Raw genomic sequence first — 21,502 nt, 5'->3', positions numbered from 1 at the left:
GTCGCCCCTGGACCCTGATGGAGGTCTGCGGCGGCCAGACCCACGCCATCCTCCGCTGGGGCCTTGATCAGCTGCTGCCACCAGTGGTGCGTCTGATCCATGGTCCCGGTTGCCCGGTGTGTGTCACACCGGCCGCCTGCATTGATCTCGCCCTCAAGCTGGCGCGGCGTCCCGATGTGGTGCTCTGTTCCTACGGCGACATGCTGCGGGTGCCGGGAAGTGATCCCGGCCAGGATCTATTGGCGGTGCGGGCGGCCGGAGGGGATGTGCAGCTGCTCACTTCGCCGCTTCAGGCGATCGCGCTGGCCCGGCGCCATCCCGATCGCCGCGTGGTGTTTCTGGCGGTGGGGTTTGAGACCACCGCTCCCGCCACGGCCCTGTTGGCGCGTCAGGCCAAGGCCCTGGCGCTCCCCAATCTGTCGCTGCTGGTCGCCCACGTGCGCGTCGTGCCGGCGATGGAAGCGATCCTTGCCGATCCGGCCAGCGAGGTGCAGGCTTTTCTGGCCGCCGGTCATGTGGCGGCGGTGATGGGCACACGGCAGCTGGAGCAGCTGGTGGAGCGCCATCGGGTGCCGGTGGTGGTGAGCGGCTTCGATCCCGCGGAGTTGATGGCGGGCGTGCTCGAGGCGGTGCGACAACTGGAGGCGGGCGAAGCGCGTCTCAGCAATGCCTACGCCCGGGTGGTGACGCCGGAGGGCAATCGGGCGGCGCAGGCGTTGATCGATGCGGTGTTTGAACCTGCGGATCGTCCTTGGCGTGGCCTGGGAGTTCTGCCCCAGGGGGGGCTGGCCCTGCGACCCGCTTACCGGCATCTCGATGCCGCAGCCCTGGAGCCTGCCGTCGCCGCTGGCGATGACTCCGACCCCAGGCTCTGCATCAGCGGCCGCATTTTGCGGGGTCTGGCCCTGCCGCCGGAGTGCCCGGCCTTTGGTGGGGCGTGCACTCCGCAGCGGCCCCTGGGGGCGCCGATGGTGTCGAGCGAGGGAGCCTGTGCGGCCTATCACCGCTATCGGCGATGACGGACTGCATCCGCTTGGCCCATGGCGGCGGTGGCGCCCTGATGCGCGACCTGATCCAGCAGGAGTTACGGCCGCTGTTGCCAGGTCAGGCGCTCGATCGTTCGGGAGGAGGCGATGAGGCTGCCGTGGTTCTCCACGATGCGGCTGTTCTGCCGTCTGCTGCCGCTCCTTTGGCCTTCAGCTGCGATGGCTATGTGGTGCAGCCCCTGGAGTTTCCCGGCGGAGACATCGGCAGCCTGGCGGTGACCGGCACCGCCAACGATCTGGCGATGGCGGGTGCGCGACCCCGGTATCTGAGCGTGTCGTTGATCCTCGAGGAGGGGTTGCCTCTGGAGCTGCTGAGACGGGTGGTGGCGTCGATGGCTGCTTCCGCCGCCGAGGCGGGCATGGAGATTGCCACCGGTGACACCAAGGTGGTGGAGCGGGGCAAGGCCGATGGGATCTTCATCAGCACCAGTGGTCTCGGTGTGGTGGAGGCCCCGGCCGCGATCAGCCCCGCGGCAATCCGTCCGGGGGATGTGCTGCTGTTGAGCGGTGACCTGGGCCGCCATGGCGTGGCGATCCTGGCGGCTCGCCATGGTCTCGACCTGCAGCCACCGGTGCTGAGCGACTGTGCCCCCCTCTGGCCCTTGGTGGCCGCGTTGTTTGCGGCCGGAGTGCAGCCCCATTGCCTGCGCGACCTCACCCGTGGCGGCCTGGCGGCGGCCCTGCAGGAACTTGCCGATGACAGTGGCTGTGATCTGGTGCTGGAGGAGGCGCGGATCCCGGTGGTTCCGGCCGTGAGCCGTTGCTGTGACCTGCTCGGCTTCGATCCGCTCCACCTGGCCAACGAAGGACGCTGTGTGCTGGTGGTGCCACCGGATCAGGCGGAGTCTGCTCTGGCCGTGCTGGCTGGCACCGGTGGTGCCGTTGTGGGCGCGGTGGAGGCGTGGGCGGAGCGGAGCGCTCCCCGGGTCCGCCTGCGGACGCCCCTGGGCACCGAACGGTTCCTGACGCCCTTGAGCGGGGAACTGCTGCCAAGGATCTGCTGAGCGGCGCTGGTCAAGGCCTGGCTGCTGGGGCAAGCTGTCGCACAGCTCGTTGTGATGGCTGGAGGCACCCGCTTGGATCCACCACCGATTCCGCCGTTGCCACCAGTGGAGATTCGCAAGGAGAGTCGTCAGGCCCCGGGGCTCACCGTCGAGGAGTTTTCCCTGCAGATCGATGGACGTCCGCTCGATTGCGGCGCCGCCGAACTCGGTGCCGGCAACCGAGCTCCCTATGCCTATCAGCCAGGTGGGGGCGCTTATTCGGGGGAGCTCCAGATGCATGCCGCCCGCTGCCGCCTGAGCTTCTGAGGCCCAACTCTTCGGACGTGCAAGCCCTCAGACGCACCATTCCTGATGCACCCAGGTCAGTTGCTGGTGGGTGAGGGTGAGTAGTTGAACATGGAACGACTCGATGCGTCGCTGCAGTTCCCCGTCGGATTCAGCCACGCCGGTCTGCCGGGCGTAAGACGTCAGGATCTCCTCAATGAGGCCGTGTTCGGGGAAGACCATGGGCCTGCGGCTGGAGGCCGGTGGGGGCGTCCCATGGTCACCGCAAAACCATCGCCTGGCAGTTTTCGGCGACGAAGTGTGCGGGCTCATTCACCCAGCGCTTCGGCCACGGCCCGTTGGAACACCGCTTCTTCCGGGGTGATGCCCGTCCACTGCTGGAAGATCTGAATCGCCAGCTGCACCAGCATCTCGACTCCATCCACCACCTGGCAGCCCTTCGCCTGTGCTGTCGCCAGAAAGGGGGTGATGCGGGGGTTGGTGATCACATCCACGGCCACGGTGCCCGGCTGGAGGCTGTTCCAGTCGAGGGGCACCGGCTCCAGGTCGGGAGCACAGCCGAGATGCGTGGCATTCATCACCAGGGTGGTGCCTTCCGGCAGCACCACGTTTCCTTGCCAGGGGCGCCACTCCGCCGCAACGCCCGACACACGCTTCACCATCGCGGCCACCTCCTCCCCTTGCTCCTGCCGCCGGGTGATCAGGGTGAGCTGGTCGGCCCCGGCCCAGGCCAGTTCCGCCGCCATCGCCCGTCCGGCGCCACCGGCACCGAGCATGACCACACGCTGGCCGCGGAGGGAGAACACCTTCTCAATCGCTTTGACGACCCCTTTGCCGTCATTGTTGTGGCCGATCAGGCGGCCTTGTTCCACCGTCACGTAGTTGGCCGCTCCGATGGCGCGCACGTCAGCGTCGATGGCATCCAGCATCGGAATGACCGCCACCTTGTAAGGAACGGTGATGCCGACTCCGCGGTAGCCGAGGGGCACCAGCGCCCGAATCGCATGGGCGAGATCAGCTGCAGAGCCGATGTCGCTTTTCCAGAACTGCCAGGGCAGGTTGTAGTGGGCATACACCGCATCGAACATGCGGTCGATCGGGTTCTCGGCCACGGGATGACCCAGCATGCCGGTCATCTGTTTCTGGGGTGGGATCACGAGGGGGGGATCAGCGTCAGTTCTGAGCATCACAGGCATCCAGGGTGATGCGCCACTTCCCGTCGTCACCCCTTTCCTGGAGAAAGCCGCCGTTGCCTTTGCTCCACCAGGTGAAGTCTTGGTCGGCGCTGTAGCGGGCACCGGAGCCGGAGGCCACCTGGGGCAGGGTGAGACGGCGCCCGTCGGGGAGGCGCAGGCGCACGAACGACAACGACTGATCGCTGAGGGAGCCGTATTGCGCTTCGATGATCTGGCCACCACCGCAGCGGTAGCGAATCGTGTCTCCCTGCACGACGGACAGGCCGATCAGGCCAACCAGGAAGGTGCCGGGCAGGGTGAAGGCGGGCATACGGTCAGTGCTTGAAGCGGCATCGTCATGATGCCGCTGCTGTCACCCATACTCATGGCCCCGCACAGGATCTCGCCATGGTGGTGCTTGGACGCCAGGCCATTCTTCAGGCGATCGAGGATGGTTTGATCACGATCACCCCCTTCTGCCTCGACCGGGTGGGGCCTGCGTCGGTGGATCTGACCCTGGCCAGCACCTTCCGGGTGTTCCGCAAGGTGCATGAAGTGATCGAGGTGCGTGAGCACACCGATTACCGCGCCCTCACCGACCGGGTTGAGGTTGCCGACGGCCAACACATCTTGATCATGCCCGGCGAGACCGTGCTCGGGATCACACGCGAACGTCTGCGGCTCGGCCCTGGACTGTGCGGCTGGCTGGAGGGACGCAGCCGCTTCGCCCGACTGGGATTGATGGTGCACATCAGTGCACCGTTCATGGGGCCGGGGATCGACAGTCAGCAGGTGCTGGAGATGAGTAATTTCGGCCCGGCGCCGCTGGCGGTGTATCCCGACACGCCGATCTGCCAGTTCATCTTCCAGCGAATGGAGGGCGATGAGCATTACGCCGGACGATTCGCCGGTCAGACCCAGAGCAGTTTCTGATGGTTGGCGCGGGTTCAGGACGTGGTCCGCTGTTCCTGGAGGCGCAAGGTTTCATAGGCCTGCCAGAGACCCTGCACTTCGGCGCAGTGAGCCTGCCGATCGCAGACGCGGTAGCGGCCTTCGCCGACCGCATCAATCGTGGAGCCACGGGAGGTCGCGCAGATGCGACTGATGAAAGCCATGGGATTGAACGCAGTGCTGCTGTTGTCTTATGGCCGCCTGTGACCCTTCTGCCAGAGGAATTTCATTTCGACATCATTTCCAAGAAATGAAAATGGGAGGATCGAACCACACGATCGCTGATCGCCGATGGTGATGCCCCCGATGCAGCCGCCTTTCCCTCCAGGCGATGCGCCGGAGTTCAAGCGTTGCAGCGCCTGCCTCACGGAGATTCCTTCGGACGCTCAGGTCTGCCGCGCCTGTGGCACCCGACTGGAAGGCATTCAGTGCGAGGCCTGTCGATCGTTCTGTCCTCATGGAGCCACGCTCTGCCGGCATTGCGGCAGCAGCCTTGAACGCTCCAGCAGGCCTGGCGATCGCAGCAATCTTCTGGCCGATTTGCGAACGATGGTGATCGAAGCCGAGCTGCTGCCCACGCTGCTGCTTGAGCTGAGCCTCAATCCGCAGCGGGTGGTGGTGCAACCGGAGAAACTCACGATCTCCTCCTACAGCCTGTTTGGCCTCACGGCCAGGCATGAGGAGCTGCCCTGGGAGAAGGTGGCGGGGTTTTCGCATCGATCCGGCCTGTTCTGGGATGCGATCGCGATCGAAACCCGCGGGCAGACGGCTGCCACCATCTCCTGTCTCTCGAAGCGCAATGCAGGCAAGCTGAAGAAGCTGCTGCAGTCGCTGGAACGCTGACGTCGCGGTGGCGCTGCCGCGCGCTGCGCCCGAAGATTGACTGTCTGCTTGATCACCATGCGCCGCGCCACCCTGAAGACCCTGTTCAGTGCTGCTTTGATTGCCGGTTTGGTGAGTGCACTGGGCTACCAGGCGAGCGGCTACGTGATCGGGGCGATCTACGGCGGGGCGATGCGCGCCCATCGGCTCAGTGCTGAATCGAACGACCAGCCTGTCAAGGAGCCGATCAAGCCCGACGAATGGGCTGGCGACAACATGTATCTGGGCCGTTGGAAGGCCAACAGCACGGCCGGTCGTGCTGTTGTGAATGTTCTGACAGTCGAGCCCACTCGCCTCCGCTGGGGCACGCCTTTGAACGGAATCTGCGATAGCGACTACAGCGTCGAGATCCTGCCCTGGGGCCGCAACGGCACCTTCCCGGACCAGTTGGTGCCCCCCAGCGAGCCCAGCGATCTGGTGGTCGGCGTCGCGCGCCTCACCCTGTTCCCGAAGCCCTGCCACACCGGTGATGCCGTGGTGCAGTTGGCCATCCCCCTCGATGGCAGCAACCGGATGGCGATGAACACCTACGACCGCAACGGCAAGCTCACCGGTCAGTACCCCGACCTGACGCTGATGCGCTGATGGGCTGCGCTGCCGTCAGGATGGGACGGAACGGGCGGGAAGCGTCATGGCAACAGTTCTGGTCACCGGCGCCAACCGGGGTATCGGCCTGGAGTATTGCCGGCAGTTGCAGGCACGAGGTGACCAGGTGATTGCGGTCTGCCGCGAGCCCTCGCCGGAGCTGGAGGCCCTGGGGGTGCGAATTGAAGCGGGGCTGGATCTTGCTGCTGCTTCGGCGCCCGCCGAGCTGGTGGCTCGCCTGCAGGGACAGAGTCTCGATGTGGTGATTCTCAATGCCGGCATCCTGCAGTCGATGGGGCTGGAGGATCTCGATCCGGAGGGGATCCGCCGTCAGTTCGAGCTGAATGCCCTGGCGCCGTTGCTCCTGGCGCGGGCGCTGCTGGATCAGATGCCGCGGGGGGCCAAGCTTGCGTTGATGACCAGTCGCATGGGTTCGATCGCCGATAACAGCTCCGGGGGCTCCTATGGCTACCGGATGTCGAAGGTGGCCTTGACCATGGCCGGCAAGTCGCTGGCGATCGACCTCCAACCCCGGGGTATCGCTGTGGCGATTCTGCATCCGGGGCTCGTGCGCACCCGCATGATCAATTTCAACCCCAACGGCATTGCTCCGGAGCAGGCGGTCGAGGGGTTGCTGGCGCGCATCGATGCACTCACCCTGGAAACCAGCGGCAGCTTCTGGCATTCCAATGGTGAGCTGCTGCCCTGGTGAGCGCATTCCATGGGATTTGATCCGCGCCAGTGGTCGACCACTCGATCGTGCGCTCAGGACCCGGGGGCTGATCCCCGTGTCACCGTCAATCTCACGGCATTGCTCGAGGAGAATGAGGCCCTGCGCCGGGAGGTGCGACGGCTGCAGCGGGAGCTTGAGCGGCAGAGACGTCAGCAGTGGGTGCAGCCGCCGCGATGGCAGGAGCCTTCCGCCAGTCCGCCGCCGCGGGTGAGTGCTGATCAGGTGCGTCGCTGGGGCGAGGCCATGGCCCAGCAAGCGGGCTGGACTGACCTGCGTCAGAGCGGCCTGGAGGCTCTGGTGGATCGACTCAACCGCAGCAGCTTCCACCCGCAGCTCAGTCTCCAGCAGCGCCTTGACCGGCTGGTGAGCGGACTGGGCACCGATCTGCTGTCGGCGGTGGGGCGCAAGGCCACCAAAAAGGGCATGGCCGTGCTGGCCGCCTTCGCGCTCTATGGCGTGCGGGCAAGCGAGTGGCTGGATGAGGATCCGGCCCGGGTGGTGGCGGAGCTACGGCAGCGGCTGCGTCCGAACAGCAGCCGGCGCACCCGCACGGATCAACGCAGCACGGACCAACGCAGCAGTGATCGCCGGCAGAGCAACGCCCAGGCCTGGACCTCCAGTTCGGATGCTCTGGCGGTGCTGGGCCTCCAGGCCGGTGCGTCTCAGGAGGCGATCAAGAAGGCGTTTCGGCGCCTGGTGAAACAGCACCATCCGGATATGGGTGGCTCGGCAGAGGCCTTCCGGCGGGTGACAGAGGCCTATCAGCGCCTGGTGGCCTGAGGGTGGCGAACTCTATTCACTGATAATCAATGGAACGAGGGCTGCTGGCTTTCTGGCTCTGTCCTCTGGCGCGAGGAGGTTGCAGAGTTGCAGAAAGGTTTAAAGCCGTTTATAAATTTATGCTTCACTGATGACTTGATGGCATGTTCTGATAATTTTTTTATGGCCCGATGACATCGAGCTCTTTGGTCGCGATGCAATGGGTCGAGGGGTTGCCACTCAGTGCCTGAATGGTCATCATGCAATGAGTCGATTCTTGGCGATGGCTACTGAGTTGGATCTGAAAATGATGCGGCAAGCGATTCGCTTAATGCGCAATGCCGGAGTTATTGAAAAGACCGGGGGTCCCTTTGGTGCTGTGATCGCCAAGGATGGTGAGGTGATCGCTGCGGCAGGGAATAGTGTGGTGAAAGATCTTGATCCAAGTGCTCATGCAGAGGTGAATGCAATTCGTGCTGCTTGCAAGGCTCTCGGAACCTGGGATCTTTCTGGTTGTGTGATGTACACGAGTTGTGAGTGTTGCCCGATGTGCTATGCCACGGCTTATTGGGCTGGAATTAGAACCGTTTTTTATGCCGCATCTTGGTCTGATTATAGTGATCTGTTTTCTGATGAGGCGATTAATGCTGACATGCAAAAAGCAAGGGGCGAGCGAGAGATTCGCTTGAATCAAATCCTTCAGGAGGAGGCTTGTGCTATTTGGAAGGAATTTCGCTTGTTGCCTGATGGTGCTCGCTATTGATGCGTTCAATTTATAGGTTGGTTCGATGGGTAATCAGACGGGCTCTGATGAGCAGTTTGTTTATACTTTTCACAATGAATTGCCTCCCTCGCAGGTGAGTGCTTTTGCCAAGCTTCAAGAAGAGCTTGATCGGGCAGCGAGTCTCTTTGAAGGCTATCTTGGTCAAGAGCTTGACTACGAGCCGAGTGATCAGCAGGGTTTGACGCGCTGCGTTGCTCGAATTCGATTTACGAGTTTAGAAAACTGCCTTGCCTGGCTTGATAGTCGTGTCAGAAGGCGGCTTTTGGTTCATGCTGAAGAGGCAATTGGCTATCGCTATCGCTCGCTTGTCGAACCTCAGTCTTTCGACCAGTGGATTACCTCTCGGAGTGGTCAAAAGCCACCGGCCTGGAAAGTCAATCTTCTGGTCTGGTTGGCGCTCTATCCATCAGTGATGATCTTGATGGTGTTGGGTCGCACTACTCTGGGTCGGATGCCATTACCGCTTAATATGTTGATCAGTAATGCGATCACAGTCGCAGTCACTGGCTGGTTGTTAGTACCTTGGCTCAGTCGCCTATACGCAAACTGGTTGAATGCTTCTTCTGGGCGCTCGAGTTGGTTGTACTGTGCTTCTGCGCTTGGATTTTTGTTGTTATTTCTTGTTATCTTTAGCTCTCCAGTATTCTCTTTCTGATCCACTCTTAATCCACCCATTGTAAAGCGGCAACGAGCATTGCTGAAGGCTTGAGCGCTCCATTGGTTTCCTGTGCAAGGTCCAAGCAATTGTTGACAATCATGAAAGCCTCTCCTCCTGCTGGCCCTAAAGAGTATGCAGCGGGAATCCAAGCCCCAGCAGAATTGGCCGCAGCAAGAAGGAGTCTGCTGACGCTGGGAACTGCTGTTGGCTGTACATAGACAAGAGCCTGTGCCTCTCCTTGCGCATTCACGCTGCGGTAGAAGCTTTCTCCAAGGCCCTCAACCGGTTCCAGAGTGTTTAAAAACGAGTCGGAACCGTAGGCAGCACAATTCGGTCCGTCATCTGCGCAGCTCTGTGTTCGCCCATCGGTCCGCACTGCAATTTCTGCGCGTTTCCATCGTGCTGCTAGGCGGGTGGGCGCCTTGGCGAGCCGCTTTTTTAACTCCGTTGGCTTGAGGCGGTTGAGTGCCTGGCTTTCGGCTTGATCAATCAGGATGGTGAGGATTTGTTGTGCTGTGAGAAAAGCTTGAGCATTTTCAGTGGGATCAGGAACCTTGAAGTGCCCATTGGTATCACGGAATGACGGCAACAAATTGGCGATTCCGTTCTTGTTGCATAGTTGTTGCTCCAGGCCTGTCGATGCGAGACCAGAGGCCGGTAGGCAGGCTGAAAAAAGGATCAGAAAGGTGAGGCCTATTGCGTAAAGTTTTTGGAGCATTTTGAGCCCGTAGGATTGTCTTGATTCTTGTTGGAGTCCGCAAGTATTCATTGGACTGGTTTTCCTCGTTTTGCATGCCATCATGCTTTGAAGGATTCACGGTGGCTCCGTTTGTTGCGCAACCTCCGATACCTGTTTGAGCGCGTTTCGTTATTGAATCTCTTGTTTGTGCTGGGTGCCGTTCCTGGGCCAGTTATGGCTCAGGTTCATCCGCCAACGAGTAATCCTGCAGCTTCTCAGGCTGCTCCGGGAACGGGTGAATTGGGGCGATTGCTGGGGCTACCTGCTGATGGAGCGCTTCGGATTAGTGGTGTTTGGGTGGGGAACGCCACGGGGCAGTGGTCCGGAGGACTCTCCAGGTCCACCGATGAAGCGCAGGAACTGCTTGTGGAGGCAAGCCTGGATCTGGGCAATGCAATTGGTCTGGAGAACACCTGGATCTGGGTTCAGGGACTGCAGGTGAATGCCACGACCAACGCCGGAAGGGCCAGTGGCAGTGTCCAGGGCAGCAACAGCCTTGTGGCTGCGCCACCCCTGGACCGCACCGAGCTGTTCGAGTACGCCATCCGCAAGGACTTTTTTGAGGGGCGCCTGCGTGTTGTTGCCGGCAAGCAGTCGGCCAGCACTGTGTTCGCCAATATGAATCGCCCCGACGCCACCGATGATCCCCGCTACGAAGTCTCCAGCCTCACCAGTCTGGCCTTCACACCGGTGTATTCCATGCCGACGCTTCTGGGTCGGCTGCCCGGCTACACCAATTCAGCGCTTGGCCTGAGGTTCACCCTTCAGCCGGGATGGTTTGACAACCGCTCGTACTTGAGTGCCGGTGTGTTTGATGGACGGGGAGGACTTGGTGCTGCCTCCGTGCAGACGGGGTTGACGTCCCCGTCGCTCAGCGGTCCACTGTTCAACATCATGGAGGTGGGAAGCGGCTGGGTCGTTGGCGATGCCCGTAAGCCCGGCTCCTTTGGTGTGGGGGTCTGGTCTCAGGGAGGTGAGTCGTTGCTGTGCAATCCTCTTGACCCTCAGCAGTGCATCAGCGACTTGGGCGCCTGGGGACTGTATGTGCTATTGGATCAGCGTCTCTCCAGTTTTCGAGCGGACCAAGACAGCAGCGGCATCAATGCATTCTTCAGCGCTGGTTGGTCGCCATCCATCACCAATCAGATGAATGCGTCGATCACCGGAGGATTCACGTTGCAGGGCCCTCTTGAGGCGCGTCCGAACGACAGCCTTGGCGTGGGTCTTTCATGGGCTCGCCTCAACACCCGCGGCTTTCTCTCCGAGGCTTTTAACTCTCATGAATTGATGCTGCAGGGATATGCCCAGATCGCTCTGGCCGAGGCCCTCTTCCTTCAGCCAACCCTCACGCTGCTGCCCCGTGTTGGTAACAAAGATGCAGGCAATGACTCTTTGAGCGGACTGCTGCAGCTCACCATGTTGTTTTGATGGCAATCGTGGTGGTCTTGCTATCGAGAGGTCGGCGGTACTGACGGCAGCGCTCGATGGAGCTTCACCAAGGCGAAACGGCCTATGAGACCGCGCTGGCCGCAGTGTTCAATGGCGATGCTGCTGCAGCCCATCCGGCCTCCATCGCCCAGCCTCGCGATGAGCAGGAGGTTGCGGCGTTCGTTCGACAAGCCTGCGCACAGAAGCGACCTCTGCGGGTGCGCAGTGGCGGCCACAGTCGCTTCTGCAGTGGTGACGGTGCCCTGATGCTTGACCTGGCGGCTCATTTGAGGGGCGTCACGGTCAGTGGAGATTTGGTGACGGTGCAGGGGGGCTGCGGTGTTGGGGCTGTTCTGCGGGCCTTAGAGCCCCACGACCGGATGGTGCCTGTGGGGACGCACGCCACGCCGGGTTTCGGGTTGTTGACCATGGGTGGCATCGGTCACCTCAGCCGCAGTTTCGGACTCACCCTCGATTGCGTGGTGGCGATGCGTGGAGTGCGTGCCAATGGGGACCGATTCGAGATTCGAGCCGAAGATGCTGATGGATCGGAGGTTTGGCGACTGCTGCGCGGCGCGGCGCCTTTTCTGGCGGTGATCACGGAGACGACCTTGCGCACCTATCCCCGTCGCCCGCTGCATGGGATCCGACAGCTCAATGCCCTCCCGTTCCTTGTGGATGCCCTTAACTGTGCCGAGAGCTTGCCGCGGCAGATTGCCTGCTCGTTCGTGCTTGGTGTCCCTCCCGACCAGGAGCAAGCACAGCTGATGCGTTACGTGGTGCTCCAGGAGGGCGATGAGGCATTGCTGCCGGCCTTTCTGCGCGAGGGTCTGGAGTGCTGGCATGACCATGTGGCGGGCCAGGAGTGGCTGCCCGATTTCAATCTCCCTGATCGCAACGGTGTTCTGCCGCCTGAACCACCTGTGGAGCCTGATCGCTTTCGCCGCCTGCGCTCCTGGATCTACACCGTCAGTGTGCCTTCAGGCCTGAGTCATGCGTTGGCGCCTCGCCTTGAGGAGGCGATGCGGAAGGCCCCGAATCGTCTCTGCCGCATTGATCTCCAGCACATCGGAGGCGCCGTCGCCGATCAGCCGATGGCCAGCAGCCTGTACCGGGGCCGTCATGCGGAGTGGTCGATTGTGATCTCCGGCTTCTGGTCGGCGGGAGATGCTCTGCATCAGCAGGCCGTCTGTCGTTGGGCCGATGAGGTCTTCGATGCATTGGAGTCGTTGGCTTGTCACGTCTACCTGGTGGAGCGGCATCCGAGCACGGTCCGCTACCAGCGGGAGTTGGAGCTTGCTTACGGCTCTGAGCTGCCCCAGCTGCGGCAGATGAAGAAACAGTGGGATCCCGAAGGGTTGCTGCCGTCTCTCGATCCCCCTTCTTAATCGCTGTTCTCTAGGTGGCATTGCTGGATCAGGAACTCTGCCAGCTGCACCGGAGCTGACAGCAGCCGGCGCACCCGCACGGACCAACGCTGCACGGACCAACGAAGCAGTGATCGCCGGCAGAGGCCTTCCGGCGGGTGACAGAGGCCTATCAATCACTGATGGCGTAGCGGCCCGGGCCTGGCTGGCAAATCAGCTGAGAATCTGCTGTCTCATCACTGGAATCATTGGCGGTGCCATCTTGAAGCCATGAGCATGTCTCTTCAGTTGGTGGTTGCCCGAGGTACGGCCCGGAGTTTGCTCAGTGGAAACGCTGCTGCTGACTACGGCGATGTGATTCTGTTGAGACGCTTACTGCTTGCTGAGGGGGATCATCTGCTGGCTGCCGACCTGCTGTTGATGGCAATCGCGATGAATCCGACACCGGCAGAGATAGCGGCGTTTGGCCAGGCCCGCTGAGCTGACTTGCCCTATGGCGAATCAGAACATCGCCATCGCGATCACCTTGGTTGGTTTTTCAAGCGCAAAGACATGGCGTAATTGACACTGTGTTGGTCCGTGAGAGAGTGTTATGAAGTTGACATGATGATATGGAAATCATGCTGCGATCAGCGCAGGGTATTGTTTTGCATTGGTTCAGTCGCTTTTATGCGAACTATTCGAATGCTTTCTCTGGGTGCTCGCATTGGGAGTGCTGTGATTCTGCGTTTGGATTTTGTTGTTATTTTTGTTGTATTAGCGCTCCAATGGTTTCTTCCTGTCCCGCCTTTAATCCACCCATTGCAAAGCGGCAACGAGCATCGCTGAAGGCTTGAGTACTCCATTGGTTTCCTGTGCAAGGTCCAAGCAATTGTTGACAATCATGAAAGCCTCTCCTCCTGCTGGCCCTAAAGCGTATGCAGCGGGAATCCAAACCCCAGCAGAATTGGCCGCAGCAAGAAGGAGTCTGCTGACGCTGGGTACTGCTGTTGGCTGCACATAGACAAGAGCCTGTGCCTCCCCACGCGCATTCACGCTGCGGTAGAAGCTTTCTCCAAGGCCCTCAACTGGTTCCAGAGTGTTTAAAAACGAGTCGGAACCGTAGGCAGCACAATTTGGTCCGTCATCTGCGCAGCTCTGGGTTCGACCATCGGTCCGCACTGCAATTTCTGCGCGTTTCCATCGCGCTGGTAGGCGTGTGGGCGCCTTGGCGAGCCGCTTTTCCAACTCAGTTGGATTGAGGCGGTTGAGTGCCTGGCTTTCGGCTTGATCAATCAGGATGGTGAGGGTTTGTTGTGCTGTGAGAAAAGCTTGAGCATTTTCAGTGGGATCAGGAACTTTAAAGCGCCCCTTGGTATCACGAAATGACGGCAGCAAGTGGGCGATTCCGTTTTTGTTGCTTAGTTGTTGCTCCAGATTTGTCGATGCCAGAGCAGAAGCCGGTAGGCAGGCTGAAAAAAGGATCAGCAGTGTGAGGCCTGTTGCGTAAAGTTTTTGAAGCATTTTGAACCCGTAGGGTTGTCTTGATTCTTGTTGGAGTCTGCAGGTATTCATTGGATTGGTTTGCCTCATTTTGAATGTCTGCCTATGATAAGCCTAGGTGGTTTCACGTCTCTTTCAGTGTAAATCAGCTTGTTCTTTATAGCTGAAGAAAGGTGTCCCTGGCTGGACTTGTCCAAGAAAAACATGGATAGATTCAGATTGCGGCAGTTGCTCTGGTTCGCCGCCGGATCAGGAACGAGGAGGCCGCCGCGATGGCGACCGGAACCACGATCGTGGCGATGCTTCCCTGGTAACTCGTGAAGGTCGTGATTCCTGACTTTCCACCTGGCTGCCCGGCAAGGACCTGAATGAGGGCACTCAGTAGATACGTGAAGGTCATCACGAAGGTGGTGGCAATGGGGACAAGAATCGCCTCCAGGTGCTCGGGAAGAGCGGCCAATGCCAGGGATGCGGCGCTGCAGCCAATGCCTACCAGGAAGAAGGCAAACCCAGCTCCTGCTTCAGGAAGAGCGTTGCCAAACAGCAGGGCTTCAGTAACCAGCGCAACGATCGAAAAAACTCGGATCGGTATCAGAAAGCCTGCCCGGTTCGCCCAAGCACCACCGATCAGCGAGCCGACAGACATGCCGATGGGGAAGGCGGAATTCAGGAGCGAGGCATGTTGGATGGTGTGCCCGAATACCTTGAGCTGGTAGGGGATGTTCCAGAGATCGGCATAAGCCAGAAACGATCCGAAAAGTCCACCGAAGTAGAGAGCGACATACCAGAACTGAGGAGTTGTGAGAATTTTGCAGATTGCAGTGGGTAGCTCCGCTGCCGATAGCGTGGCCTGAGGACTTCCCTCGGCTGGAATGGAAGCACTTTCGCTGCTGCTCTTGCGCTCTCTCAGAACCACAAACAGCAGACCAGCGGTGAACAGCATCAGCGGCGCCAGAAGCCGGAAGGGGGCTCGGAAGCCGGCAAGAATTGGAATCACCGAATTAGTGATGGCGAGCAGCGCCGAGCAGAGGTTGGCGATGGCATTGCTCAGGGCGGCCATGAAGGCGAAGTTCTGGGGGAATTCCTTGCTCACGTAGGTGATCACCCCAACAAAAGCGGTCGACAGTCCGACGCCCATCAGCAGCCTTGCGATCAGGGCTCCCTCGAATCCATTGGCAGCAGACAGAATCAGGGCTCCGATCGCTGCCACAACCGCGGAACCGCCCAGCAAAAGCCGTGGCTCGATCGTGGACATAAGACCTCCGATAATGAGCAGCGCTATCGAGAAGGAGGCAAAGTAAATACCACCCAGTTCGCCGAGCTGAGCCTCCTCTAGGCCTAGAGAACTGATTAGGTTGGGTGATGAAATCGCGAAACTGATATTGCAGATCACGCTTAAGACGAAGAAGAGCTGGGTTATACCCCAGCGAATCCATCCGTTCATCTCATTGAACCTCGCTATTTCCCATCAGCTTGTCGCTAGTAGCGTTATGCTGTTCGATGATCATCGGCAGATCGACAGTAGCCAGTCGGCCTTGATCAACAATCACCTTGCCGTTGACAACGGTGAAGTAAGCTTTCTGTGGTGCACAGAATACGGTTGCAGCGACTGGATCCTGAAGGGCACCTGCATAGTCCACTGTATGTAGATCTATCGTAAAGAAGTCGGCGCACTTGCCAACTTCCAGTGATCCAATGTCGTCTCTGCCGATTACAGAGGCTCCCCCAAGAGTGGCGATTTCGAGTATTTCGCGAGCCGTCATCCATTCCTTGGCCCTTCTTGGGTGAGACTGCGACAAGTTCATGAAGCGGCTGGGCCCTTCTGGTGGCTGTAGCCCCATCTTCAGACGCGCGAGGAGGAAGGCTGTGTGTACCTCCAGCATCATGTTTGAGCTGTCGTTGCTAGCGGATCCATCCACACCAATCCCTACTTTGACACCCGCTTCCATGTATTTTTTGATGGGCGCAATTCCTGACGCCAGGCGCATATTCGAGGAGGAACAGTGAGAGACCCCGCAGCCGCAACTGGCGAATTGGCCGATCTCCTGGTCATCCACATGTATGGCATGAGCGAACCAAACTTCGTTCCCCAGCCAACCCACGCTTTCCATGAATTCAACGGGACGCTGGGCGTAGGTGTTGAGGGTGTAGCGCTCTTCGTCGAACGTTTCGCAAAGGTGGGTATGGAGGCCTACTCCCTCATACTGGCGAGCCAGATCTGCTGAGTCTCTCAGCAGGGAAGGAGTGACGGAGAAGGGTGAGCAGGGGGCGACGACGATCCGCGTCATGGCACCGGGTTCGCTGTTGTGATAAGCCTTGATCACGCGTTGCGTATCCTCCAGGATTGCCGACTCCTCCTCCACGCAGCTATCGGGTGGCAGCCCCCCCTTGGATTCCCCGAGGGACATCGAACCACGGCTGCAGTGGAAGCGGATGCCTAATTCACGCGCAGCCTCGATGATCACATCCGCGCTGTTGCCATTCTTGAAGACATAGCTATGATCAAAAACAGTTGTACACCCGGAGAGGGCGAGCTCTGCGCAGCCCACAAGCACGCTGAGACGTGATGCTTCCGGTGTGGTGCCTGCCCAGATCTTGTAATGAGCCTTGAGCCAGGCGAAGAGGTTGTTGTTCTGGGCTGCTGGGATATTGCGTGTGAGGGTCTGGTTGAGGTGATGGTGACAATTCACCAACCCTGGCAGAACGATTTGGCCGGTGAGATCAATTATTGTGTCGGCATGCTGAGGCAGTTCCTCGGCTGGACCGATCTGCTTGATCCAGCCATCTTCGGTATAAAGGGATGCATTTCGCAGTTCTCTGCGCTCTCCATCCATTGTGACCAAAACCTCGGCATTGCGGGCGAGAAGACTAGTCATTTTAGAAAGTTGCGTCCATAAAGTCTGGTAATCACTTTTCTGCTTGTCACCCTGCGTTGGGTGTCTCGTTCGCAAATATTTGCACTCAAGTCAAGGTGAGTCGTAGGGCCGATCTAATTTGTTTCTGTTTAGCCAAGAACTAGAAGCCCTGAATATCTACTGCGGCAATGCAAAACAGTGCAATCATGCTTTTGGTGTATATTTCAAGGGTTTCTTCATGGGATCGGTTGGCTGGGGTCGTCATGCTTTGAGGGATTCACGGTGGCTCCGTTTGTTGCGTAATCTCCGATACCTGTTGAAGCGTGTTTCGTTATTGCATCTCTTGCTTCTTCTGGGTGCCGTTTCCCGGCCAGTCATGGCTCAGGTTCTACCGCCCACGAGTAATCCTGCGGCTTCCCAGACTGCTCCGGGAACAGGAGAATTGGGGCGATTGCTAGGGCTACCTGCTGATGGAGCACTTCGGATTAGTGGTGTTTGGGTGGGAAACGGCACCGACCAGTGGTTTGGAGGGATTTCTGAAGGCCCTTCCGGTGGTCTGATCAATCCCAATGAGGCTGCTCAGGAGCTGTTGCTGGAAGCGAGTCTTGATCTAGGCAAGGCGATTGGTCTGGATCACACCTGGATTTGGGTGCAGGGCTTGCAGGTGAATGCAACGACGGATGCAGGGTTGCCGAGCGGAAGTGTCCAGGGCAGCAACAGCCTTGTGGCAGCTCCTCCTCTGGATCGCACCGAGCTGTTTGAATTTGCTCTGCGCAAGGACCTTTTCGATAGGAGATTGCGACTCGTCGCAGGGAAGCAATCTGCCAGCACCGTATTCGCCAATATCAACCGTCCGGATGTGACGCGAGATCCCCGTTACGAGATTTCAAGCCTCACCAGCTTGGCGTTTACCCCTGTTTACTCGATGCCCACTCTTCTGGGGCGCTTGCCTGGCTACACCAACTCTGCATTCGGTGTCACTGCGACATGGTTGCCAGAACTTTTTCTGTCGCGTGCCTATGTCAGTGCTGGAGTTTTTGATGGTCGTGCTGGTCTTCGTGATGCCTCTATTCAGACTGGTCTGGTTACGCCTTCGCTGACAGGACCCCTCTTCGCTATTGCAGAGGTCGGCAGCGGTTGGGTTGCTGGCAATGCCCTCAAGCCTGGCTCTTTTGGGTTCGGTGTCTGGTCCCAGGGAGGAGAATCTGTGGTTTGCGATCGTTTTGATCCGGGGCTTTGCTTTAGTGAGCTGGGAGCCTGGGGCTTGTATGGACTCCTGAATCAGCGGCTTTCGAGTTTCCGCCCTGAAGTGGATAGCAGTGGCATCAATGGTTTTATTAGTACGGGATGGTCTCCCTCCACGACCAATCAGATGAGTCTTTCGATTACTGCGGGTCTCACGGCTCAGGGAGTCCTGAAGAGTCGACCTGACGACAGTGTTGGTCTCGGGCTTTCCTGGGCTCGTATTAATACACGTGATTTCTTGGCCGATTCGTTCAATTCCAATGAATTGATGCTTCAGGTCTATAAGCAGATTTCTCTTGCTCCAGCTCTTTATCTTCAGCCTGCTATCACGTATCTGCCGCTGGTGAGTCTACGTGATGCTCAAGCGAATTCTTTGAGTGGAATGGTGCAGCTCACCATGCTTTTTTAGATCATCTAAAAGTTGTTGGTTGCTGGCTGATTGAACTCAGCCTGTACTGCGGCCCATCAGCGGAATAGTCGATCGTGGTGACAGGTTTCTGGCCAGCTGGGGATACTGCCGCTGACCTAGGCGCTCGTCGCTGGGTGGGGGATGACGTTGGAAGAGACGACTACGACGAACAGCTGTAATGGGACAGGCCACCGGTATTGAACAAGTCGCGGGGCCTGAGGCGGTCGTAACGGGTAGCACGGTCTTCTGAGAGATCGTCGTAGGGAGTGCTGAACACCTCCTGCAGCTCCTGGATCAGGCTGTGGTCTCCCTGTTCCGCTTGCTGGTAGGCGGGGGCGATCAGCCACTCGCGCCAGGTGACGGCGGGGTTGACGCGACGCATCGCTGCCGATGCTGCCTCCAGGGTGCCGTTGGCATGCAGTTGTGTGCGCCATTGCTGCAGCCAGCTCTCCCACTGCTGATCGAGCTCACTGGAGCTCTGCACATAGAAGCTGGGGTGCAGATCGGAGGCCTGCTCAGGAATGGCCGACAGCAGCCGGAAGCTGCGGGTGTAGTCGGCTCGAGAGGCCATCAGCAGCTGCAGCAGTGTGCTCACCAGCTCTTCGTCGTAGATGGCGAGACCGAGCTTGCGGGCCCACATCGCCTCGAGTTCCTGCTGCATCACGGCGGCGAAGCCTTCGTGGATCGCATCAAGTTGGGCCAGGGCTCCATGGTTGCCTTCGAGCAGCGGCCGCAGCGATCGCCAGAACATCCCGTAATTCACTTCCGCCGCCGCTGGCTGGTTGAAGAAGGAGAAGTGCTCACCCCCTCCGGTCCAGGGTTGGAAGCGCGGATCGAACAGTTCGCAGAAGCCGAAGGGGCCGTAGTCGAGGGTGTAGCCCCCAGCGGCGCAGTTGTCGCTGTTGAAGTTCCCCTGGCAGTAGCCGACGCGCATCCAGTCGGCGACCAATCGCGTGAGCCTTGCGCGGAAGTGTCGGGCCAGCTCCAGGAGCTGCTCAGAGAACGGCAGCGCTGGATCGATTTCGGGCCTGTAGTTGCGTTCGATTAGGTGTTCCACAATCAACCGCAGCTCGGCCATCGCCTCGGGGTGGGCTTGGCTGCGGGCGCGGCGGGCGAACAGCTCGAGCTGCCCCACGCGCAGGAAAGACGGTGCCACCCGGGTGCTGATCGCTGCGGGGTTGTCGACCATCACATCCGGCTCGAAGGAGCGTGACTGGGGGCTGTACCAGGGCCGGCGCACGGTTTCGGCGCGCGACACATAGAGGCTGAGCGAGCGGGAGCTGGGCACACCGAGGGCGTGCATGAACTCCTGGGCCAGGAACTCACGCACACTGGAGCGCAGCACTGCACGCCCGTCAGCGCCGCGGCAGTAGGGGGTGGGGCCGCCACCCTTGAGCTGCATCTCCCAGCGCCGGCCTGCGTAGACACCCTCCACGATCGACAGGGCCCTGCCATCGCCGTAGCCGTTGCCGGTGCCGAAAGGACACTGCTGGATGTATTCGGTGCCGTAGATCGAGAGGGCATAGCCCGTGGCCCAACCCCAGGGGCGCATCGGACTGGTGGCCACCGAGGCATCCCCGGAAAACAGTCGGCGGAACCGAGCGTCGTGGGCCAGGGCGTCGCTGAGCCCCAGCTCGGCGAAGAGCGTTGGGCTGTGGGCCACATACTCGGGCTCAGGCAAGGGGGTGGGCGTCACCGGCACGTAATGGCCCGAGCACACCTGGCGAGGCCGGTGATCGTTGCCATCGTTGGTGGCCTCAGGATCAGGACGTAGGGCCTCCAGCAGCGAGTAATCCACTCGCTCAGCGAATTGGCTGAAGTCGGTGATCACCAACGTGCTGCTCTCGTTTCTCGTTGGCATGGGCCCGGCTTCCGTGTTGGTCGATGCTATGGAGTGAGACTGAGACCAGTTGTTTCCTCTTGGCGATGTCAAAAGCACGCGACATGATCAATGCCCATCTGATGCCGGTGCTGGGGATCATCGCCACGGCCAGTGCGGTGTCGATCGCCGTGTCTCTGCGGCCGATTGCGGAACAGTCGGCTCGCTGGAACACCTGTTATCTCGACAGCATCCGTTGGTATCAGGCCAACAAGCCCGACTGGACCGTGCAGGACCAGGAGGTGTTTGCTTCCAACTTCTGCAACGGCGGAATCCCCGTCAAGCCTGGCCCTGGATTCCAGAAGGCACCTTGAGGGCTGTTTCGATCTGGGGGCTTCCCCAGAGGGGCGGCTCGGATCTATGACTGTGGATAGGAAAGCTCCTCACAGGGCTTTTCTCCTCACACCCTCCGAGAGGCTGCCGCAAGGAGCCTCTTTTTTGTGGGTCCAGAATGGCAGCTGCCACAGGGAGTAGGCGCGCTGAGCCTGGCCAGCATGAGACCACTCACCTTGTTGCTTCGGGATGGGCCGCTGTGTTCCCTTTGCGTTGTTTGCTCTCACTCTGCTGCTGGCGGGCTGCGGCGGGCGGGATGACACAAAGCCAGGCGGTGGCTCGGGCAGCGCTGAATCGCTGGACAGTCCAATTCGGATTGTGATCGATCTGAGCGACCCGGCCAAGAGCAAAGGCGCGTTGGTCCGTGGCAAGCAGCCCACCAGTTTTCAAGTGGGCTACGGCCGTTATGGCGTCACCTGTGCCGGCACCCGATTCGAGGAGGGCTACACACCGCTGGGGCGCTTCAAGGTGAATGCGATTCTGAGCCAGGACCAGTTCGTGATGGCCCCGCAGCTGATCAAGCAATCGGGCAAGAGCGAAGCCGAGCTCAAGGCGACGTTGTTCAAGAATATGAGCGCCATCGATTTCAGTGGCGATGGCGAGGTGGGGGAATACGGCATCGGCTACATCAGCCTGGAGCCGGTCGACAGCGTGAAGCAACCGTTCCGATTCAACACATACGACGGCAAATTCCGCTGGTACAGCTTCGCGATCCACGGCAGCAACAACGAGGCCCGCATTGGTGAGAAAGTCACCGGTGGTTGCCTGAATGTGAAGGAACCGATCCTCAAAACCCTGCTAAAGACCGTGAAGCTTGGCGATGAGGTCATCGTGACGGCCGACCATGGCCCTTGCACGCCCTGAGCGTGCCGCCTTCGGGCCGCCGCACGGATCTGCCTAGCC

At 59.9% G+C, this 21,502-nt stretch carries 25 protein-coding genes; 16 read left to right on the top strand and 9 right to left on the bottom strand.

Features of this window, described 5'->3' with window-relative positions:
* The first annotated feature begins 17 nt into the window (after positions 1 to 17).
* Genes hypD through SynWH8101_RS10260 form a run of 3 tightly spaced genes read left to right on the top strand, consistent with a single transcriptional unit; the run spans position 18 to position 2,356 of the window.
* Entirely contained in the window at positions 18 to 1,019 is a 1,002-nt protein-coding gene (hypD, locus tag SynWH8101_RS10270; RefSeq protein ID WP_370587030.1) for a hydrogenase formation protein HypD, read from the top strand.
* Complete coding sequence (gene hypE, locus SynWH8101_RS10265; RefSeq protein ID WP_130129686.1) at positions 1,016 to 2,050, top strand: hydrogenase expression/formation protein HypE; 1,035 nt, start codon at positions 1,016 to 1,018, stop codon at positions 2,048 to 2,050. Before hypD ends, hypE begins: the two co-directional genes overlap by 4 nt.
* Positions 2,051 to 2,104: 54 nt before the next feature.
* On the top strand, positions 2,105 to 2,356 hold the full coding sequence (locus tag SynWH8101_RS10260; protein WP_130129685.1) for a hypothetical protein: 252 nt from the start codon (positions 2,105 to 2,107) through the stop codon (positions 2,354 to 2,356).
* Positions 2,357 to 2,383: 27 nt separating this feature from the next.
* Here SynWH8101_RS10260 and SynWH8101_RS14160 read toward each other — a convergent pair whose 3' ends face one another.
* The 3 genes from SynWH8101_RS14160 to SynWH8101_RS10250 form a co-directional block, all read right to left on the bottom strand.
* Positions 2,384 to 2,557 (bottom strand): hypothetical protein, encoded by a 174-nt coding sequence (locus tag SynWH8101_RS14160; protein WP_165380977.1) that lies wholly within the window; start codon positions 2,555 to 2,557, stop codon positions 2,384 to 2,386.
* A gap of 86 nt (positions 2,558 to 2,643) precedes the next feature.
* Positions 2,644 to 3,492 (bottom strand): shikimate dehydrogenase, encoded by an 849-nt coding sequence (locus SynWH8101_RS10255; protein WP_254427943.1) that lies wholly within the window; start codon positions 3,490 to 3,492, stop codon positions 2,644 to 2,646.
* A 16-nt stretch (positions 3,493 to 3,508) separates the two neighbouring features.
* Positions 3,509 to 3,841: an MliC family protein gene (locus SynWH8101_RS10250; RefSeq protein WP_130129684.1), complete on the bottom strand. Its 333-nt coding sequence runs from the start codon at positions 3,839 to 3,841 to the stop codon at positions 3,509 to 3,511.
* A gap of 77 nt (positions 3,842 to 3,918) precedes the next feature.
* Here SynWH8101_RS10250 and dcd point away from each other — a divergent pair, with 77 nt between their 5' ends.
* On the top strand, positions 3,919 to 4,443 hold the full coding sequence (gene dcd / locus SynWH8101_RS10245; RefSeq protein ID WP_130130478.1) for a dCTP deaminase: 525 nt from the start codon (positions 3,919 to 3,921) through the stop codon (positions 4,441 to 4,443).
* Between the two features lie 14 nt (positions 4,444 to 4,457).
* Here dcd and SynWH8101_RS14155 read toward each other — a convergent pair whose 3' ends face one another.
* Positions 4,458 to 4,625 (bottom strand): hypothetical protein, encoded by a 168-nt coding sequence (locus SynWH8101_RS14155; RefSeq protein ID WP_165380976.1) that lies wholly within the window; start codon positions 4,623 to 4,625, stop codon positions 4,458 to 4,460.
* A 127-nt stretch (positions 4,626 to 4,752) separates the two neighbouring features.
* Between SynWH8101_RS14155 and SynWH8101_RS10240 the strand changes: the two genes are divergently transcribed.
* From SynWH8101_RS10240 to SynWH8101_RS10215, 6 genes are all read left to right on the top strand, one after another.
* Entirely contained in the window at positions 4,753 to 5,304 is a 552-nt protein-coding gene (locus tag SynWH8101_RS10240) for a zinc ribbon domain-containing protein (protein ID WP_130129683.1), read from the top strand.
* 57 nt (positions 5,305 to 5,361) lie between these two features.
* Positions 5,362 to 5,928, top strand: coding sequence for a hypothetical protein (locus tag SynWH8101_RS10235; protein ID WP_130129682.1), 567 nt, complete (start codon positions 5,362 to 5,364; stop codon positions 5,926 to 5,928).
* 46 nt (positions 5,929 to 5,974) lie between these two features.
* A complete protein-coding gene (locus SynWH8101_RS10230) occupies positions 5,975 to 6,640 on the top strand; it encodes an SDR family oxidoreductase (RefSeq protein WP_130129681.1) in 666 nt (221 codons plus the stop codon).
* A 9-nt stretch (positions 6,641 to 6,649) separates the two neighbouring features.
* A complete protein-coding gene (locus SynWH8101_RS10225; protein ID WP_130129680.1) occupies positions 6,650 to 7,441 on the top strand; it encodes a J domain-containing protein in 792 nt (263 codons plus the stop codon).
* A 262-nt stretch (positions 7,442 to 7,703) separates the two neighbouring features.
* Positions 7,704 to 8,183 (top strand): nucleoside deaminase, encoded by a 480-nt coding sequence (locus SynWH8101_RS10220; RefSeq protein WP_130129679.1) that lies wholly within the window; start codon positions 7,704 to 7,706, stop codon positions 8,181 to 8,183.
* Between the two features lie 25 nt (positions 8,184 to 8,208).
* Positions 8,209 to 8,859: a hypothetical protein gene (locus SynWH8101_RS10215; protein ID WP_130129678.1), complete on the top strand. Its 651-nt coding sequence runs from the start codon at positions 8,209 to 8,211 to the stop codon at positions 8,857 to 8,859.
* 7 nt (positions 8,860 to 8,866) lie between these two features.
* On the opposite strand, the gene SynWH8101_RS10210 is transcribed toward SynWH8101_RS10215, so the two are convergent.
* Positions 8,867 to 9,580, bottom strand: a complete 714-nt coding sequence (locus SynWH8101_RS10210; RefSeq protein ID WP_130129677.1) for a hypothetical protein — start codon at positions 9,578 to 9,580, stop codon at positions 8,867 to 8,869.
* Positions 9,581 to 9,898: 318 nt separating this feature from the next.
* On the opposite strand from SynWH8101_RS10210, the gene SynWH8101_RS10200 reads away from it, so the two are divergent.
* The 3 genes from SynWH8101_RS10200 to SynWH8101_RS10190 all read left to right on the top strand — a co-directional run bounded on the left by SynWH8101_RS10200 (position 9,899) and on the right by SynWH8101_RS10190 (position 12,876).
* Entirely contained in the window at positions 9,899 to 11,029 is a 1,131-nt protein-coding gene (locus SynWH8101_RS10200; protein WP_254427941.1) for a carbohydrate porin, read from the top strand.
* Positions 11,030 to 11,085: 56 nt separating this feature from the next.
* Positions 11,086 to 12,417, top strand: coding sequence for an FAD-binding oxidoreductase (locus SynWH8101_RS10195; RefSeq protein WP_130129675.1), 1,332 nt, complete (start codon positions 11,086 to 11,088; stop codon positions 12,415 to 12,417).
* A 249-nt stretch (positions 12,418 to 12,666) separates the two neighbouring features.
* Positions 12,667 to 12,876, top strand: a complete 210-nt coding sequence (locus SynWH8101_RS10190) for a hypothetical protein (RefSeq protein ID WP_130129674.1) — start codon at positions 12,667 to 12,669, stop codon at positions 12,874 to 12,876.
* Positions 12,877 to 13,185: 309 nt separating this feature from the next.
* Here SynWH8101_RS10190 and SynWH8101_RS10185 read toward each other — a convergent pair whose 3' ends face one another.
* From SynWH8101_RS10185 to SynWH8101_RS10175, 3 genes are all read right to left on the bottom strand, one after another.
* Complete coding sequence (locus SynWH8101_RS10185; RefSeq protein ID WP_130129673.1) at positions 13,186 to 13,899, bottom strand: hypothetical protein; 714 nt, start codon at positions 13,897 to 13,899, stop codon at positions 13,186 to 13,188.
* Positions 13,900 to 14,092: 193 nt separating this feature from the next.
* Positions 14,093 to 15,322 (bottom strand): nitrate/nitrite transporter, encoded by a 1,230-nt coding sequence (locus tag SynWH8101_RS10180; protein ID WP_130129672.1) that lies wholly within the window; start codon positions 15,320 to 15,322, stop codon positions 14,093 to 14,095.
* A gap of 1 nt (position 15,323) precedes the next feature.
* A complete protein-coding gene (locus SynWH8101_RS10175) occupies positions 15,324 to 16,754 on the bottom strand; it encodes an 8-oxoguanine deaminase (RefSeq protein ID WP_130129671.1) in 1,431 nt (476 codons plus the stop codon).
* 118 nt (positions 16,755 to 16,872) lie between these two features.
* Between SynWH8101_RS10175 and SynWH8101_RS10170 the strand changes: the two genes are divergently transcribed.
* A complete protein-coding gene (locus SynWH8101_RS10170; RefSeq protein WP_254427940.1) occupies positions 16,873 to 18,387 on the top strand; it encodes a carbohydrate porin in 1,515 nt (504 codons plus the stop codon).
* 160 nt (positions 18,388 to 18,547) lie between these two features.
* Here the strand turns inward: SynWH8101_RS10170 and SynWH8101_RS10165 are convergent, their stop codons facing one another.
* Positions 18,548 to 20,248 carry a YdiU family protein gene (locus tag SynWH8101_RS10165; RefSeq protein ID WP_130129670.1) on the bottom strand — a complete coding sequence of 567 codons (1,701 nt, stop codon included), beginning with the start codon at positions 20,246 to 20,248 and terminating at the stop codon, positions 18,548 to 18,550.
* Between the two features lie 65 nt (positions 20,249 to 20,313).
* Here SynWH8101_RS10165 and SynWH8101_RS10160 point away from each other — a divergent pair, with 65 nt between their 5' ends.
* Together SynWH8101_RS10160 and SynWH8101_RS10155 are read left to right on the top strand one after the other, a co-directional pair.
* Positions 20,314 to 20,580 (top strand): hypothetical protein, encoded by a 267-nt coding sequence (locus tag SynWH8101_RS10160; protein ID WP_130129669.1) that lies wholly within the window; start codon positions 20,314 to 20,316, stop codon positions 20,578 to 20,580.
* A gap of 208 nt (positions 20,581 to 20,788) precedes the next feature.
* Positions 20,789 to 21,463 carry a L,D-transpeptidase gene (locus tag SynWH8101_RS10155; protein ID WP_130129668.1) on the top strand — a complete coding sequence of 225 codons (675 nt, stop codon included), beginning with the start codon at positions 20,789 to 20,791 and terminating at the stop codon, positions 21,461 to 21,463.
* Positions 21,464 to 21,502 lie beyond the last annotated feature (39 nt).

Source organism: Synechococcus sp. WH 8101 (assembly GCF_004209775.1).
Taxonomy (GTDB): domain Bacteria; phylum Cyanobacteriota; class Cyanobacteriia; order PCC-6307; family Cyanobiaceae; genus Synechococcus_C.
Note: the sequence above shows the minus strand (reverse complement) of the source record. Positions and strands in the feature narration are given on the sequence as shown.